The following is a 16,609-nucleotide window of genomic DNA, read 5'->3' on the forward strand; positions in this document are numbered from 1 at the left end:
TGTTATACCAGATCAATTAAGCAGCAGTAGAATACAGAACGCTTATATTGCGATCTGCTTCACTAAAGGATCGTTATTTTTTGGCTTTTGAATGCTGGCCGAAAGCGTGCCAGGTGGCGGAGACGCTGTTAAGGTGAGTTTGCAACGCCCGATCCGCTTCATCCGGATCCCGGCGGCGGATCGCATCCACAATTGCGATATGCTGGCGATAGCTGACTTCATTATGCTGATAAAGCTCTGCGTCCGGTACTTTAGGACGCGCCGCAATTAACCAGTCTAGCAGCGCAACGTGGATCGCATTGAAGATCGGATTGCCGGGGATCTCCGCCAGCACGCGGTGAAAATCGACATCGGAACGAATAAATAGCGTGTTGTCATCCAGGGACTGGCTGTTGATCTCCAGGGCTTTCGTGAGCTGCGCAATCTGATCGTCAGTGGCATATTCTGCGGCATAACGAACGAGGCTGGATTCAAAGAACAGGCGAAGCTGCTCGAAATGGGCAATACCGCCGGGCTGGGTCAGAAAGTCTTTCGCCATTCCCGACAATTCACTGATGATGGTATCGGCAGACGGCATGGTTACGCGGGCACGTTCACCGTTGTTAATCTGCACCAGCCCTTTACGCTTTAGCGCCGCCAGCGCTTCGCGCACCGAGGGGCGACCCACGTTGAAGAACTCCATCAGTTCGCGCTCGGAGGGTAACTGCTCTCCCTGGGCAAATTCCTTCCGACGGATCATCTGCTCCAGCTCTTCTTCCACCATATCAGACAGTTTTTTGCGCGCCAGCGGTCGACGGCGCAGGCTGCGACCAATGGTTTCATCAGAGTTTTCAGCTTTAAGATCAGTCGGTTTCATTGCAGTCCGGTGCCATTGAAGGAAAACAGTTCATCATAACACAGGAAATTAGAGGGGGCGAAAAGGGACGGAAAGCAAAACAGGCCCGTCGGGCCTGTTTGTTTATTTCACAACGCGCAGTGCGGGACGACCACCGCGTGGTGGTGGCTCGTCATCCGGATCGGTGTCGTCATTATGATCGGGTTTATCGCCATCGATGACAGACATTACCGTGTCGCTTTCGCGTTCATCGGATGCCTCATCATCATTCAGGCTGGCAACCTCTTCATCATAAGCCGCTTCCGGCTCAAACATGGTGCCCGCACCGTTTTCACGGGCGTAGATAGCCAGCACAGCTGCCAGCGGCACGGAAACCTGACGCGGCACGCCGCCGAAGCGCGCATTAAAGCGCACTTCGTCGTTCGCCAGCTCCAGGTTACCCACTGCGCGTGGCGCAATATTCAGTACAATCTGTCCGTCGCGCGCGTATTCCATTGGAACCAGCACGCCCGGCAACGTCACATCCACAACCAGGTGCGGCGTGAGCTGGTTATCCAGCAGCCATTCATAGAAGGCGCGCAGCAGATACGGACGGCGTGGTGAAAGTTGTGACATTTCCACAGTCATTAGCCTCGGCCGAGACGCATTTCACGTTCCGGTTCAGTTAAAGATGCCAGGAAAGAGTCGCGCTCAAAGACGCGAGTCATGTAGCCTTTCAGCTCTTTCGCGCCAGGGCCGCTGAACTCTACGCCCAGGGTTGGCAGACGCCACAGCAACGGAGCCAGGTAGCAATCCACCAGGCTGAACTCATCGCTCAGGAAGAAAGGCTTCTGACCAAAGACTGGCGCGATTGCCAGCAGCTCTTCACGCAGCTGTTTACGTGCAGCATCCGCTTCAGAAGAGGAACCGTTGACGATAACGTTCATCAGCGAGTACCAGTCTTTCTCGATACGCTGCATGTACAGGCGGCTTTCACCACGCGCAACAGGATAAACAGGCATCAGCGGCGGATGCGGGAAACGCTCATCCAGGTATTCCATAATGATACGGGATTCCCACAGGGTCAGCTCGCGATCCACCAGCGTCGGTACGCTTTGGCTCGGGTTGAGATCGATCAGATCCTGAGGCGGGTTATCCTTTTCCACATGCTCGATCTCAAAACTGACACCCTTCTCGGCCAGCACGATACGAACCTGATGGCTATAAATGTCAGTAGGACCAGAAAACAGCGTCATTACCGAACGTTTGTTGGCAGCGACAGCCATGAAAACCTCCAGGTATATTCAGAATTTTTACTGCTACCAGCCCAACGGGGCCAGCCAGATGATGTATCGCCCATCCCAGAGAAGACACATTGTTCAAGAATCGAACAAAAATCGAGTATTCACCGATATTTGGGCAGAAAATTGGATGATAGTTTACCAGATTTTGATGGCTTTGTGGTGAGGGGATTCCGGAAATGTGGAAAAAGAGAAGATATATGAAATGTTACTGTGGATAACCTGCGCATTATCCATAAAAAAACCCGCCGAAGCGGGTTTTTCGCCAATCGTTCTGCGTAAGCAGAATGGATTAACGTTTGGAGAACTGTGGACGACGACGTGCTTTACGCAGACCCACTTTCTTACGTTCAACCTGACGAGCGTCACGAGTAACGAAGCCAGCTTTACGCAGTTCAGAACGCAGGGATTCGTCGTACTCCATCAGCGCGCGGGTGATACCGTGACGGATCGCACCTGCCTGACCGGAGATACCACCACCTTTAACGGTGATGTACAGATCCAGTTTTTCTACCATATCAACCAGTTCCAGCGGCTGGCGAACTACCATGCGGGCAGTTTCGCGACCGAAGTATTGTTCCAGAGAACGCTGGTTGATTACGATTTTACCACTGCCCGGTTTGATGAAAACGCGAGCTGCGGAACTTTTGCGGCGACCAGTGCCGTAGTATTGATTTTCAGCCATTGCCTATAATCCCGATTAGATGTCAAGAACTTGCGGTTGCTGTGCCGCGTGGTTGTGCTCGTTGCCTGCGTAAACTTTCAGTTTACGGAACATAGCACGACCCAGCGGGCCTTTTGGCAGCATGCCTTTAACCGCGATTTCAATCACACGCTCAGGACGGCGGGCAATCATCTCTTCAAAGGTCGCTTCTTTGATACCACCGATGTGGCCGGTGTGGTGGTAGTACATTTTGTCAGTACGCTTGTTGCCGGTAACAGCAACTTTGTCAGCGTTCAGAACGATGATGTAATCACCGGTATCAACGTGCGGAGTGTATTCCGCTTTATGCTTACCGCGCAGGCGACGAGCCAGTTCAGTAGCCAGACGGCCCAGAGTTTTACCGGTCGCGTCAACAACATACCAGTCGCGCTGTACGGTTTCTGGTTTAGCTGTAAAAGTTTTCATTAAAAGCTTACCCAAATAATAAGTTACACGTTGGTGAACACCCAAACGTTTAGTCAGTTGAGGTTCACACGACAAAGTCCGGCAAACCTACCCCTTCGAATAGCACATGCCGACACATAGAAAGTTTCGGGAAAAAAACCTTCTCGTAACGTGGGGTCGCAAGATTATAGAGAAGTTGAGGTCAAAGATCGACCCTTAAATGTGATTTGGAATGGGTTTTTCGGGGTCAGGTATTGTGCGGTCTGGTGCCCTCACCCCCAGCCCCTCTCCCACGGGGAGAGGGGAGCATTTATTACGGCATATGCTCACGCTTGAGGTACTCTTCGCTCTGCATCTCTTGCAGGCGCGACAGGCAGCGCTGGAACTCAAACTTCAGGCGCTCGCCCTGATAAACCTCATATAAAGGCACCTCGGCGCTGACCACCAGCTTAACGTGGCGCTCGTAAAACTCATCTACCAGCGCGATGAAGCGGCGCGCTTCGCTCTCCATGAGTGGGGTCATAACGGGCACATCCCACAACATAACGGTATGGAACAGACGCGAAAGTGCAATGTAGTCATGCTGGCTGCGGGCGTCCACGCAGAGCGTTGCAAACGAGACGGCCAGCGTCTGGTTTTCTACGCCAAGCGTCGGCAACGGACGATGATTAATCTCCAGCGCTGGCGCGTTACCCCGCGGCGCTCCCGCCAGCGCCAGCCACAGTTTATCCATCTCGCGGGCTGTGTCGGCATTCAATGGCGAAAGCCACAGGTGTGCCTGCGTTAATGTGCGCAGACGATAATCGACGCCGGCATCGACGTTCATGATATCGCAGTGCTGTTTGATAGCATCAATGGCCGGCAGGAAACGCGCCCGCTGGAGACCATTGCGATAAAGCTCATCCGGCGGGATATTGGAGGTCGCCACCAGAGTGATCCCACGCGCAAACAGCGCTTTCATGAGGCCCCCCAACAGCATGGCATCCGTAATATCGGAAACAAAGAACTCGTCGAAGCAGAGCACGTCCGTTTCCGCCTTAAAGCGATCGGCCACAATGTCCAGCGGGTCGGTTTCGCCCTGGAGCGCCGTCAGCTCTTCATGGACCCGCAGCATAAAACGGTGAAAGTGCAGGCGCTGCTTACGCGTGCCGGGCAGGCTCTGGTAGAACATGTCCATCAGCCAGGTCTTACCCCGCCCAACGCCGCCCCACATATATAAGCCACGAACCGGTGCGTTTACCGTGGGCTCTTTTTTGCCCAGTAAACGGCCGAATGCCGCCTTCAGCCCACTGCTCTGCACCGCATCGGCGGGTTTCGCCAGAAGTTCCTGATAAATCGTGTCCAGGCGGTTAACCGCTTCACGCTGGACATCATCCGGCTGGTGTGTGCCCTCGCTCAGGGCCAGTTGGTAACGCGATGAAGGGGACAGGTTTTGCATGATGTTGTTGTTATTCCTTTAGTTAAACCTCACCAGCGCGCGTGGCTGATGAAAAAAAGGCCGTTCTACACTACGCGATGATACGTCAGGATTCCACTTCTGCGGAAATAGCGGTTATAGTGGCATAATCAGGCACAGGCAGGAGCCGAGCCAACACCCTACGGAACAACAAGACAACGGGAGAAGTTCATGACCTGGGAATATGCGCTAATCGGTTTAGTCGTCGGCATCATCATTGGTGCTGTGGCCATGCGTTTCGGTAACCGCAAATTGCGTCAGCAGCAGTCACTGCAATACGAACTGGAAAAGAACAAAGCTGAACTGGAAGAATATCGCGAAGAGCTGGTCAGCCACTTTGCCCGTAGCGCTGAGCTGCTGGACAACATGGCGACAGATTATCGCCAGCTCTACCAGCACATGGCGAAAAGCTCCAGCAGCCTGCTGCCGGAAATGACCGCGGAGACCAACCCCTTCCGCAATCGTCTGGCTGATTCTGAAGCCGGTAACGATCAGGCTCCGGTTCAGATGCCACGCGACTATTCAGACGGCGCGTCCGGCCTGCTGCGCGGTGGCGTAAAACGCGATTAATCGCACAACCTGAATAAATTTTACGGGCGTACCTTATGCGCCCGTCCTTTCTTCCCGTCCCCAGCTATTATTTAGTCAAACACCTCATTGTTCAGCGGTTGAAAATTCAATAACATCAAGATGTTTTTGGGGCCGTTCTTTTTCATTCCAGGATACGAGAGTCAGCATCAATGAAGAAAAAAAACCAGCTGTTGAGCGCCTTAGCGTTAAGTGTCGGGTTATCTCTCTCGGCGTCCTTCCCCGCCAGTGCGGCACTGCCTTCGCAGGTGCCTGGACAAGAAGCCATTCCCAGCCTTGCGCCGATGCTTGAAAAAGTCCTGCCTGCGGTAGTCAGCGTTCAGGTGGAAGGGACGGCACGCCAAAGCCAGCGTATTCCTGAAGAGCTGAAGAAATATTTTGGCGAAGATGCGCCGGATCAGCAGGCTCAGCCGTTTGAAGGCCTGGGCTCAGGGGTGATTATCGACGCGGCTAAGGGCTATATCCTGACCAATAACCACGTGATCAGCCAGGCCGATAAAATCAGCGTTCAGCTGAACGATGGTCGGGAGTTTGACGCCAAACTGATCGGCGGTGACGATCAGAGTGATATCGCCCTGCTACAGGTGCAAAACCCCAGCAACCTGACCCAGATCGCCATTGCAGATTCCGATAAGCTGCGCGTCGGTGATTTTGCCGTCGCGGTCGGTAACCCGTTCGGTTTAGGCCAGACCGCCACCTCCGGAATTGTCTCCGCCCTGGGGCGCAGCGGCCTGAATCTCGAAGGGCTGGAAAACTTCATCCAGACCGATGCCTCCATCAACCGGGGCAACTCCGGCGGTGCGCTGCTTAATCTGAACGGTGAGCTGATCGGCATCAACACCGCTATCCTCGCGCCAGGCGGCGGTAGCATCGGGATTGGTTTTGCCATTCCGAGTAACATGGCGAAAACCCTGTCTCAACAGCTGATTCAGTTTGGCGAGGTTAAGCGCGGTCTGCTGGGCATCAAAGGCATGGAGATGAGCGCCGATATCGCCAAAGCCTTTAATCTCAACGTCCAGCGCGGGGCGTTTGTCAGCGAAGTGCTTCCCAACTCAGGCTCTGCGAAAGCGGGCGTGAAATCCGGCGACATTATTGTCAGCCTGAACGATAAACCGCTGAGCAGCTTCGCTGAATTACGATCACGTATTGCCACCACGGAGCCGGGCGCTAAAGTGAAGCTGGGCCTGATCCGTGAGGGCAAACCGCTGACCGTGGAAGTGACGCTGGACAAGAGCACCTCCTCTTCCGCCAGCGCAGAACAGATCTCCCCGGCTCTACAGGGCGCTACGCTGAGCGACGGTCAGCTTAAAAACGGCACGAAAGGCATTACCGTCACTACCGTTGAGAAGAGCAGCCCGGCCGCGCAGGCAGGTTTACATCAGGACGACGTGATCGTGGGCGTGAACCGCACTCGCGTGCAGTCTATTGCCGAAATGCGTAAGGTGCTGGAGAGTAAACCGGCGGTCATTGCCCTGCAAATTATCCGAGGCAACGACACCCTCTACATTTTACTGCGTTAACCATTTGCGACTCCGGACATCGCCGCTGCGTGTGATGTCCGGATAACTCATGTTATGCTGCAAACCGTTCCTTTTTTAACGACACACGCATCATGCTTTTAAAGCTCTTTCGTTCAATTGTCATTGGTTTGATCGTTGCCGGTCTGCTGCTGGTGGCTATGCCATCTTTACGCCAGTTCAACAAACTGTCGGCTCCTCAGTTCGACAGCACGGATGAAACGCCTGCGACGTACAATCAGGCGGTACGCCGTGCCGCCCCCGCCGTGGTTAACGTCTATAACCGCGGGCTTAACAGTTCCGCTCATAACCAGCTGGAGATCCGCACGCTCGGTTCCGGTGTGATCATGGATGACCGGGGCTACATCATCACCAATAAACACGTCATTAACGATGCCGACCAGATTATCGTCGCCTTACAGGATGGCCGCGTGTTTGAAGCCCTGCTGGTGGGGTCGGACAGTCTTACCGACCTGGCGGTGCTGAAGATCAACGCCACGGGCGGTCTGCCGACAATCCCGATTAATCGCAAACGCACCCCGCACATCGGCGATGTGGTGCTGGCGATCGGTAACCCGTACAACCTGGGCCAGACCATCACTCAGGGGATCATCAGCGCGACCGGTCGAATCGGCCTGAACCCGTCAGGGCGGCAGAACTTCCTGCAAACCGATGCCTCAATCAACCACGGTAACTCCGGCGGTGCGCTGGTGAACTCTCTCGGCGAACTGATGGGCATCAACACCCTCTCGTTCGACAAGAGCAACGACGGCGAAACGCCGGAAGGGATTGGCTTTGCCATTCCGTTCCAGCTGGCGACCAAGATCATGGACAAGCTGATCCGTGATGGCCGCGTGATCCGTGGCTACATCGGTATTGGCGGGCGTGAAATCGCGCCGATGCATACGCAGGGCGGTGGTATCGATCAGATCCAGGGGATTGTGGTCAACGAAGTGGCGCCTGGCGGCCCGGCGGCCAACGCAGGTATCCAGGTGAACGACGTTATCCTTTCCGTCAACGGTACGCCAGCGGTCTCTGCGCTGGAAACCATGGACCAGGTGGCTGAGATTCGCCCGGGCTCCATCATCCCTGTTGAAGTCATGCGTAATGACAAGAAGCTGACGATTCAGGTCACCATCCAGGAATACCCGGCCACTAACTGACGGGCATAAAAAAACGGAGCTTAACGCTCCGTTTTTTTTACCGGGATAAGATCACTTGTTAACGAATTCTTCGCCCAGCGTAATGTCTTTCTTCAGCGTATCCAGCATGCCTTCCATCGCGTTTTGCTCAAACGCGCTCAGCGTGCCGATAGACTTACGCTCTTCAACACCGTTTTTACCCAGCAGCAGCGGCTGAGAGAAGAAGCGCGCGTGTTCACCGTCGCCTTCAACATAGGCGCATTCAACAACGCCTTTTTCGCCCTGCAACGCGCGAACCAGAGACAGGCCGAAACGTGCCGCCGCCTGGCCCATAGACAGGGTTGCAGAACCGCCACCCGCCTTCGCTTCCACCACTTCGGTGCCTGCGTTCTGAATACGTTTGGTCAGGTCAGCCACTTCCTGCTCGGTGAAGCTCACGCCCGGGATCTGCGACAGCAGAGGCAGGATGGTCACGCCAGAGTGACCGCCGATAACCGGCACTTCCACTTCCGTTGGCTGCTTGCCTTTCAGCTCAGCCACGAAGGTATTGGAGCGGATGATATCCAGCGTAGTTACGCCGAACAGTTTGTTCTTGTCGTAAACGCCCGCTTTCTTCAGCACTTCTGCTGCGATAGCAACGGTGGTGTTCACCGGGTTGGTGATGATCCCGATGCACGCTTTCGGGCAGGTTTCAGCGATCTGCTGAACCAGGTTTTTCACGATGCCCGCGTTGACGTTGAACAGGTCTGAACGATCCATACCCGGTTTACGCGCAACACCCGCGGAGATCAGCACCACGTCGGCACCCTGCAACGCAGGACGCGCATCTTCACCGGAGAAGCCTTTGATTTTCACAGCTGTAGGGATGTGGCTCAGGTCAACCGCCACACCTGGGGTTACCGGAGCAATATCGTACAGGGAGAGTTCTGAGCCTGAAGGCAGTTGGGTTTTCAGTAGTAGGGCAAGCGCCTGGCCGATACCACCAGCAGCGCCGAGGACTGCGACTTTCATCCTAAACTCCTTATTATGGTTAACTTAAGTATCTGTAACTCCGTTGCGGCGACCATAATTCAGCACGTCATTAATTACAATTTTCATCGCTAAAGAATTTGAGGTCGCACGTCTTTCGCCTTCACCTGAATACTATCGGGATGTAGGCAACAACGAATTAAGAGGGGGTTACAATACACCCTGCCACGCCACCAAAACAACATCATTTTGATAACATTTAATTTACTTTTAAGCTTATTTGCGCGGCGTGACCCAGGCATGTTTTCCGATAACGAAATCTGATAAAATCTCTCCCTTTCATAACATTATTTCAGCCTGGCGCCAGGTAGATAATTTGCATAAAAATTCATCCACATGCATAATAATGTTGTTTCTATCGTCATATTCCGGGTGACTTATGCGAAGCTCGTCTAAGCAAGAAGAATTAGTGAAGGCGTTTAAAGCGCTACTCAAAGAAGAGAAATTCAGTTCTCAGGGAGAAATTGTTCAGGCGTTGCAGGAACAAGGCTTCGACAACATCAACCAGTCGAAGGTCTCTCGCATGTTAACCAAGTTTGGAGCGGTGCGTACGCGCAACGCCAAAATGGAAATGGTTTATTGCCTGCCTGCTGAACTTGGCGTGCCAACGACCTCCAGCCCGCTGAAAAACCTGGTTCTGGACATCGACTACAACGATGCCGTGGTCGTGATCCACACCAGCCCGGGCGCAGCCCAGCTGATTGCCCGCCTGCTGGACTCGCTGGGTAAAGCAGAGGGGATCCTCGGAACTATCGCTGGCGATGACACCATTTTTACCACCCCGGCAAATGGTTTCTCGGTGAAAGACCTCTACGAAGCGATTCTGGTCCTGTTCGAACAGGAGCTGTAATTGTCTGCCCCGTAGCGCCTGGCTGCGGGGATCATTCTGCTCTTGCCTCGTTTTACCCTGCTTTTCTCTGCCTGCTACTTTTGCAAATAGTGCTTTTTACCGCCTGTTAATATTCATTCAGTGAATGATATGCCGCAAAATCGCACTAAAAATCAAATTGTCCTATCCCTTTGATTTACATAAGAAAAAACCACAAACCTCGCATTGTGACGCCCTTTTTTATGCATTCTCGTTATAAAAAATGAATTTTTTAACGCGTAATAACAGATGAAACCATTAGTCTGGTATTAATTTTTTGCGTGATTAGTGTATACTTGATTTTGTGATGAGGGTCACAGAACAAAGACCCCAGTAAAATAATTGACGAGGTAAATAATCATGAAAATTAAAACCACTGTAGCTGCCCTGAGCGTACTGTCAGTCCTGTCATTCGGTGCGTTTGCAGCCGACACCATCAATGCTGAACAGGCACAATCCCGTCAGGCTATCGGGACTGTTTCTGTTGGCGCCATCGGTACGTCTCCGATGGACATGCACGAAATGCTGAACAAAAAAGCGGAAGAACAGGGTGCGTCATCCTATCGCATCATCGAAGCGCGCAGTGGCGACCACTGGCACGCTACCGCAGAACTGTACAAATAAACCCTCGTCGTATCTCATCATACGACTTGCCCCTGACCTCCCGGTCAGGGGCTTTTTTATCACTGGCGCACGTTGAAACGCAGTTGCCCTTCCAGCTCCTCCTCCGCTTCATCAAACAATAAAATCAATGCACCAAAGCGTCTGCGTAGTTTTTCAGGCAGATGGGTAAATTCGATTTCCAGCGGTAACGGCAGACGATCGCCGGTAACCACATCCCACAGCATATCAAGATTGCTTACGCTGCCCCGCTCCAGGTCGAACGCCCGAATAAACTCGCGATAGAAGTCTTCCTGACTCTCAATTTCGTCAAAATCAAAGGTATAAATTTTCATTGCCAGCCACCCGGTACAGGCGGGCGGCAAATGCCGCCCTGTCTATTATAATCCCCCGATATGCAGGGTTTTGACTTCCAGAAACTCCTCCAGCCCCAGCACGGACCCTTCGCGGCCCAGCCCGGACTCTTTTACGCCCCCAAACGGACCCAGCTCGGTCGAGACCGCACATTCATTAATTCCGATCATGCCGCTCTCAATGGCCTGCGAGACGCGGAACACGCGCGAGAGATTCTGGGTATAAAAGTAGGCTGCCAGCCCGTAAGGCGTATTGTTAGCGCGCATAACCACTTCGTCTTCCGACGTGAAGCGGAAGCAGGCGGCAACGGGACCAAAGGTCTCCTCTTCTGCCAGCTTCATGCCTTCATGGCAGTCACCGAGTACGGTTGGCATCCAGAAGTTGCCGCCAAGTTCGTGCGGTTTACCCCCAGCCAGCACCGTGGCGCCCTTCGCTACCGCATCTTCGACGTGCTCACGGACTTTTTCGACAGCCGAAGGCTCAATCAGCGGGCCGACAACGACGCCCTCGTCCAGACCGTTCCCCACCTTCAGCGCCTTCACCGCATCGGCAAGTTGATTGACAAACTTGTCATAGACCGTCTCCTGAATATAGAAACGGTTTACGCTGACGCAGACCTGCCCGGCATTACGGAACTTATTGGCGATCGCGCCTTTGACGGCGGCCTCAATATCCGCGTCCTCGAAAACGATATATGGCGCATTACCGCCCAGCTCCATCGATACCTTTTTCATGGTCTCTGCGGAATTGCGAACCAGCGTTTTCCCGACGGCGGTTGATCCGGTAAACGAGATTTTGCGCACGTCATGGCTGGCCATAATGGCGTCACTAATTTCTGAGGTGCTCCCCGCGACCGCATTCAGCACACCATCCGGCACACCGGCCTGCTTCGCCAGCGTCAGCAGCGCAAAGGCGCTCAGCGGCGTGTTGTTTGCAGGCTTGATGACGCCGGTACATCCTGCTGCCAGCGCCGGGCCGAGCTTACGGGTGAGCATGGCCATCGGGAAATTCCATGGCGTGATAGCAGCAACCACCCCGACAGGTTCACGAGTGGCCAGAATACGGGAGCCGGGTTTAACCGGAGGAATGATTTCACCGTTGGCGCGCTTGGCCTGCTCGGCAAACCACTGAATGAAGCTGGCAGCGTAGTCCACCTCACCTTCAGCCTCTTTCAGCGGCTTGCCCTGCTCGGTGGTCATCAGCCGCCCGAGCCAGCTTTTATTCTCGATAATCAGTTCATACCAGCGATAGAGGATCGTGGAGCGCTCTTTTGCCGTTTTTGCGCGCCATGCGGGAAAGGCCTTCGTCGCGGCCGCAATGGCCTCTTCGGTTTCGGCTTTCCCTGCTTTCGCCACTTTCGCGACCACCTCGCCCGTGGCCGGGTTTAGCACATCAAACGTGGTGTCGAGTGTTTTCCAGATACCGTTAACCAGATACCCGGTCTGAAAAAGGATACTGTCCTGAAGAGCCTGGGTTGTCATGTGTCCTCCCTTCCTGAATGTTTGAACCTGCAAGAATAAGTATAGCCACAAAAAAACCGACGCTTTTGGCGTCGGTTTTCTCTTCGTTAGCTGTCTGTCAGCGCATTCTGGTAGCGGTGCAGCATAAACACCAGCCGCTCTACCGGCTCGGTAACCTGCGGCGGCGCTTCCCAGATCCGCAGTTTCTCCTGGTAGATATCCAGCTCCTCCAGCAGTTGCTTAAAGTAGCGGCGACGTTTGTCATCACTCGATGCCGATATCACATGGTCCGCCGTTCGCCGTAGCTGGCGGTGGAAAGCGGACAAATCATCGTTGATCGGCACTGGCGCGTTCCGCAGACGCTGGTGCGCGATAATCATGGTTAACGCCAGGCGGAAGCGGGCGACATCGCCCGGGAATTTATTCAGCAACAGGAACAGCTGCTGATAGAGCGCCGGCAGGTGGTTCTCCTTGCGCCGCGCGGTGTTGGTAGTCAATGACGATACGGCGGCCGACACAAACTGATTCAGCAGCACACGCCCTGTCCGCGCCTGAGAGTTATCCCGCACCAGCAGGATCACCATCATCGCCAGGAAACAGCCCACCAGCTGACCTAATGCGCTATCCAGGAACTGGCTGAAATGGAAGGTCATCGGGTTATCCAGCACGATGATGTTAATCGTGCTCGCCAGCGCACCCAACGATCCCAGACGGCGTTTTTGTACCTCAATCCCGATAAAGAACGCCATCACCGCCAGGCTGATGCAGAGCAAAAGCATGCTTTGCTGCGTCGAGGGGATAATCACCAGGAAGTAGAGCGCGCCAATGGGTAACGCCGCAATGGTGCCGTACAGAAAATCGATCGCGACCATGCGCGGGTTGGGCAGACGCATCGCCAGCGCGGTGACGACGGCAATCATCACCATCGCGCCGCTGCCGGACGTCCAGCCGGTCCACAGCCAGAACAGCGTGCCGAGTATACAAGCCAGGGTGGTACGCCAGAAATTAACCATCGCATGGTGGCGTTCGGCGGACTCCGGTTTGATCACCACTTCGCCCTGCAATACCTCTTCTTCCGCCGCACTGATTTTGGTGTTGCTAATCACGCCGCGTTTCAGGAGCAGGTAGCGCGTTGCGGCGCCAACCCAGGTATAAATGGTGACTGGCGTATCCCGTTCTCCTGTCCAGGCAATCACACGACGCATGCGTTTAAGCTGTCGATGCACGTCCTGCACCGTCTCCACGGGCTCATCAAACAGTTCGCGGAAAGTATCCGTTACCACTTCGGGGCGGGTGTTCTGAATCAGGTAGGTTTCACACGCCTGGGTGATCAGCGTTAACGAGACGGTATTGATCGCTTTCAGACGACGATTGGCCCGCTCCCAGCGGGAAGACTCCATGTTGAGATTACTGCGCATCCCTTCCAGCGCCTGCGTGCGGCGCACCAGCGCGCTCCAGGCCTTGTCGACCTCTTCGCTGTCGCCGTGCTTAATGCACAGCTGCATAAGCTGGTACTGAGCAACAATCAGCGCGTCCAGCTCACGATCGACTTCCTGCTTGATGGATCGCGGAGAGAAGAGCAGATCTGCGACAATCGCGCAGACGATACCAATGACAATCTCGCTACAACGTTCCACGGCGAACTGCGGAGCAAGCAGCGGTTCACTCTGAATTGTGATGATAATAATCAGCGCGGTATACCCCGCCAGACCCCAGGCGTACGAGTTCTCTACCTTCACCAGCGAAGAGACCCAGGTGCAAAAACCTGCCCAGATACAGCACACAATCAGCATCAGCAGCGGCGTGCGGATCATCAGGATGATAATGGTCAGGGCGGCGATACAGCCGATAAAGGTGCCGATAATACGCAGCATCCCGCGATAGCGAATTGCCCCGGAGTAAGGTTCGCCACCCGCCGCGAAGGCTGGACCGGCGGCGACGATCGCGGCGGTCAGAACGGCCCAGCGCGGCGTTTCAAGCTGGAAATGGAAGCCAACAAACAGCGCCAGCACAATGGCGCATGCCAGCTTCACGGCGAAGCGGATGTGCTGGCTGGCGATGGAAAAAATGCCCATAGCGATCAACCAAACTCGCGCAGGCGATGGGCGATTTGACGGAAGATAGAATCCTGGCTGGCATCACGGTCTTTTTCACCCGTGATCACCACCGTCGCGGTGGTGCCTGCGGGCCAGAGGTTGCTCTGCTGCTCATCCAGACGAATGCGTACCGGTACGCGCTGCGCCAGGCGAACCCACTCGAGGTTAGAATCGACGGTCGCCATCCCTTTTGTATCATTGGTACTGCTGGAGTTGGTCACCCCCGCGGCCACGCTGTCCACGGTTCCCTTCAGGACCCGGTTGCTGCCGAGCGGCGTGATTTCGGCGCGATAGCCCGGACGCACGCCTTCCAGCTTGGTCTCTTCCATATAGGCGAGGACGTAGAAGGAGTTCTGTTTCACCAGCGCCACGGCAGTTGAGCCGCGCGTGATAAACTCACCCGCATAGACGTTGAGGTTGGTCACCCAGCCATCGGACGGGGCGCGGATAACGGTACGTTCCAGATCGAGCTTCGCCAGATCGCGCGTCGCCTGCGCTTTTGCCAGCTGATGCAGCACGGTTTGCAGCACGTTATTAGACTGGTCAATCTCTTCCCGGGACATAGCCTGGATGCCCAGCTTGTTACGGCGTCCTGCTTCACGGCGTTTTTCAGCGGCCAGCGCGTTGTAATACGCCACGTCGGCTTCCGCTTCTTCCAGCGCTTTTTGATAGCGCGGCTGGTCGATAGTGAACAGCACCTGATCTTTTTTCACCAGTTGGTTATCGTGGACGTTGACCGCCGTAATGAGACCGGCGACATCGGGCGCTATCGCGACCACCTCCGCGCTGAAACGCGCATCGCGCGTCCACGGGGATTCGGTGTAATAAACCCAGGCGCGAAAAATAGCGATGAACGCCAGGATGACCAGCGCCATAGTGATGGCAGTGCGGGAGATTTTTCTTGTTAGCGTTTTCACATCAACCTCAGACAAACATGCGCGATATTAAATAGAACAGGCAGCAATACAGCGCGGTATTGAACAATGCAGGATGCCAGACGAAATCATAAATCCCGGTAGGGACCAGCACCTTGCGCACCAGCCAGAAGATCGCCAGTGATAAAAGAAGCTCGAAAAATATCGGTGGGAACGACAAACCGAACACCACGATAACGGGAAACAGACTCATGTTGACCTTGATTAAAGAGAGTGCAGGTTACTGGATTTTTAAGCTCGCGCCGCCGCAGGAGAGCAAGAATTGCCGGGCGAGAGTGGCGCAGCCGTTATGTAATTAATAATATATTAACGTAACTGTTATGCTGTTATCTATCATATGTGATCTAAATCACTTTTAAGCCAGAGTGAATAATGGAACGTCTAAAACGCATGTCCGTCTTTGCGAAAGTGGTTGAGCAAGGCTCTTTTACCGCCGCAGCACGTCAGCTACAAATGAGCGTCTCATCCATTAGCCAGACAGTGTCAAAACTGGAAGATGAGCTCCAGGTGAAGCTGCTCAACCGCAGCACCCGCAGCATCGGGCTGACGGAAGCGGGTAAAATTTACTATCAGGGCTGCCGTCGAATGCTGCATGAGGTGCAGGATGTTCACGAGCAGCTCTATGCCTTTAACAACACGCCTATCGGCACGCTGCGTATCGGGTGTTCTTCAACTATGGCACAAAATGTTCTCGCTGCCATGACGGCGGAAATGCTGAAAGAGTATCCCGGTTTAACCGTTAATCTGGTAACGGGCATTCCGGCACCGGACCTGATTGCCGATGGGTTAGACGTGGTGATCCGCGTTGGCGCGTTGCAGGACTCAAGCCTGTTCTCGCGTCGACTGGGCAGCATGCCGATGGTGGTCTGCGCGTCGAAAAGCTATCTTGCACAGTATGGCGTGCCGGAAAAACCTGCCGACCTGAGCAACCACTCGTGGCTGGAATACAGCGTTCGGCCAGATAACGAATTTGAATTGATCGCGCCGGAAGGGCTTTCCACTAAACTGCTGCCTGAAGGCCGCTTCGTAACCAACGATCCGATGACCATCTCACGCTGGCTGGTGGCCGGGGCCGGGATCGCCTACGTACCGCTGATGTGGGTGATCAACGAGATCAACAGCGGCGTGCTGGAGATCCTCTTCCCGCGCTACCAGTCCGATCCGCGTCCGGTGTACGCGCTCTATACCGAAAAGGACAAGCTGCCGCTGAAGGTGCAGGTCTGTATTAACTATCTGACGGACTATTTTGTGGAAGTGGCGGAGCTGTTTCAGGGCATGCGAGGTAGAAGGAAAGAGTAGGCTTTTCCCCTCTCCCCGTTG

Annotated in this window: 18 protein-coding genes; 6 read left to right on the forward strand and 12 right to left on the reverse strand. The window is 54.4% G+C overall.

Annotated features, from left to right (window positions below; genetic code table 11):
* Positions 1-73: 73 nt before the first annotated feature.
* The 6 genes from nanR to zapE form a co-directional block, all read right to left on the reverse strand.
* Positions 74-856 carry a transcriptional regulator NanR gene (gene nanR, locus FZF21_RS19535; RefSeq protein WP_017382717.1) on the reverse strand — a complete coding sequence of 261 codons (783 nt, stop codon included), beginning with the start codon at positions 854-856 and terminating at the stop codon, positions 74-76.
* Positions 857-958: 102 nt separating this feature from the next.
* Positions 959-1,456 (reverse strand): ClpXP protease specificity-enhancing factor, encoded by a 498-nt coding sequence (sspB, locus tag FZF21_RS19540; RefSeq protein ID WP_026080566.1) that lies wholly within the window; start codon positions 1,454-1,456, stop codon positions 959-961.
* Positions 1,457-1,461: 5 nt separating this feature from the next.
* Positions 1,462-2,100, reverse strand: coding sequence for a stringent starvation protein SspA (gene sspA / locus FZF21_RS19545; RefSeq protein ID WP_003860438.1), 639 nt, complete (start codon positions 2,098-2,100; stop codon positions 1,462-1,464).
* Between the two features lie 307 nt (positions 2,101-2,407).
* Positions 2,408-2,800 carry a 30S ribosomal protein S9 gene (gene rpsI, locus FZF21_RS19550; protein WP_003860436.1) on the reverse strand — a complete coding sequence of 131 codons (393 nt, stop codon included), beginning with the start codon at positions 2,798-2,800 and terminating at the stop codon, positions 2,408-2,410.
* A 15-nt stretch (positions 2,801-2,815) separates the two neighbouring features.
* Positions 2,816-3,244: a 50S ribosomal protein L13 gene (gene rplM / locus FZF21_RS19555; RefSeq protein ID WP_003860434.1), complete on the reverse strand. Its 429-nt coding sequence runs from the start codon at positions 3,242-3,244 to the stop codon at positions 2,816-2,818.
* Positions 3,245-3,536: 292 nt separating this feature from the next.
* Positions 3,537-4,661 carry a cell division protein ZapE gene (gene zapE, locus FZF21_RS19560; RefSeq protein ID WP_015572004.1) on the reverse strand — a complete coding sequence of 375 codons (1,125 nt, stop codon included), beginning with the start codon at positions 4,659-4,661 and terminating at the stop codon, positions 3,537-3,539.
* Between the two features lie 189 nt (positions 4,662-4,850).
* Between zapE and zapG the strand changes: the two genes are divergently transcribed.
* The 3 genes from zapG to degS all read left to right on the forward strand — a co-directional run bounded on the left by zapG (position 4,851) and on the right by degS (position 7,947).
* Positions 4,851-5,249, forward strand: coding sequence for a Z-ring associated protein ZapG (gene zapG / locus FZF21_RS19565; protein WP_003860432.1), 399 nt, complete (start codon positions 4,851-4,853; stop codon positions 5,247-5,249).
* Between the two features lie 170 nt (positions 5,250-5,419).
* Complete coding sequence (degQ, locus tag FZF21_RS19570; protein ID WP_149121165.1) at positions 5,420-6,787, forward strand: serine endoprotease DegQ; 1,368 nt, start codon at positions 5,420-5,422, stop codon at positions 6,785-6,787.
* 92 nt (positions 6,788-6,879) lie between these two features.
* The gene (gene degS / locus FZF21_RS19575; RefSeq protein ID WP_003860430.1) at positions 6,880-7,947 is read left to right on the forward strand and encodes an outer membrane-stress sensor serine endopeptidase DegS; all 1,068 of its coding nucleotides are present in this window, start codon (positions 6,880-6,882) and stop codon (positions 7,945-7,947) included.
* Positions 7,948-7,998: 51 nt separating this feature from the next.
* Here the strand turns inward: degS and mdh are convergent, their stop codons facing one another.
* Positions 7,999-8,937, reverse strand: a complete 939-nt coding sequence (mdh, locus tag FZF21_RS19580) for a malate dehydrogenase (protein WP_003860429.1) — start codon at positions 8,935-8,937, stop codon at positions 7,999-8,001.
* Between the two features lie 397 nt (positions 8,938-9,334).
* Between mdh and argR the strand changes: the two genes are divergently transcribed.
* Together argR and yhcN are read left to right on the forward strand one after the other, a co-directional pair.
* Positions 9,335-9,805: a transcriptional regulator ArgR gene (gene argR, locus FZF21_RS19585; RefSeq protein WP_003860428.1), complete on the forward strand. Its 471-nt coding sequence runs from the start codon at positions 9,335-9,337 to the stop codon at positions 9,803-9,805.
* Positions 9,806-10,183: 378 nt separating this feature from the next.
* Positions 10,184-10,447 (forward strand): peroxide/acid stress response protein YhcN, encoded by a 264-nt coding sequence (gene yhcN, locus FZF21_RS19590; RefSeq protein ID WP_006812160.1) that lies wholly within the window; start codon positions 10,184-10,186, stop codon positions 10,445-10,447.
* Positions 10,448-10,506: 59 nt separating this feature from the next.
* On the opposite strand, the gene FZF21_RS19595 is transcribed toward yhcN, so the two are convergent.
* The 5 genes from FZF21_RS19595 to aaeX all read right to left on the reverse strand — a co-directional run bounded on the left by FZF21_RS19595 (position 10,507) and on the right by aaeX (position 15,482).
* Complete coding sequence (locus tag FZF21_RS19595) at positions 10,507-10,779, reverse strand: barstar family protein (protein ID WP_003860424.1); 273 nt, start codon at positions 10,777-10,779, stop codon at positions 10,507-10,509.
* 45 nt (positions 10,780-10,824) lie between these two features.
* Positions 10,825-12,279 carry an NAD-dependent succinate-semialdehyde dehydrogenase gene (locus FZF21_RS19600; RefSeq protein WP_017382714.1) on the reverse strand — a complete coding sequence of 485 codons (1,455 nt, stop codon included), beginning with the start codon at positions 12,277-12,279 and terminating at the stop codon, positions 10,825-10,827.
* An 86-nt stretch (positions 12,280-12,365) separates the two neighbouring features.
* Positions 12,366-14,333, reverse strand: coding sequence for a p-hydroxybenzoic acid efflux pump subunit AaeB (gene aaeB, locus FZF21_RS19605; RefSeq protein WP_003860418.1), 1,968 nt, complete (start codon positions 14,331-14,333; stop codon positions 12,366-12,368).
* A 5-nt stretch (positions 14,334-14,338) separates the two neighbouring features.
* Positions 14,339-15,271 (reverse strand): p-hydroxybenzoic acid efflux pump subunit AaeA, encoded by a 933-nt coding sequence (gene aaeA / locus FZF21_RS19610; protein ID WP_017382713.1) that lies wholly within the window; start codon positions 15,269-15,271, stop codon positions 14,339-14,341.
* A 7-nt stretch (positions 15,272-15,278) separates the two neighbouring features.
* Entirely contained in the window at positions 15,279-15,482 is a 204-nt protein-coding gene (gene aaeX / locus FZF21_RS19615) for a p-hydroxybenzoic acid efflux pump operon protein AaeX (RefSeq protein ID WP_003860416.1), read from the reverse strand.
* A 179-nt stretch (positions 15,483-15,661) separates the two neighbouring features.
* Between aaeX and aaeR the strand changes: the two genes are divergently transcribed.
* Positions 15,662-16,588, forward strand: a complete 927-nt coding sequence (gene aaeR, locus FZF21_RS19620) for an HTH-type transcriptional activator AaeR (protein WP_003860415.1) — start codon at positions 15,662-15,664, stop codon at positions 16,586-16,588.
* Positions 16,589-16,609: the final 21 nt, after the last annotated feature.

Source organism: Enterobacter sp. LU1, assembly GCF_008271405.2.
Classification (GTDB): domain Bacteria; phylum Pseudomonadota; class Gammaproteobacteria; order Enterobacterales; family Enterobacteriaceae; genus Enterobacter; species Enterobacter hormaechei_C.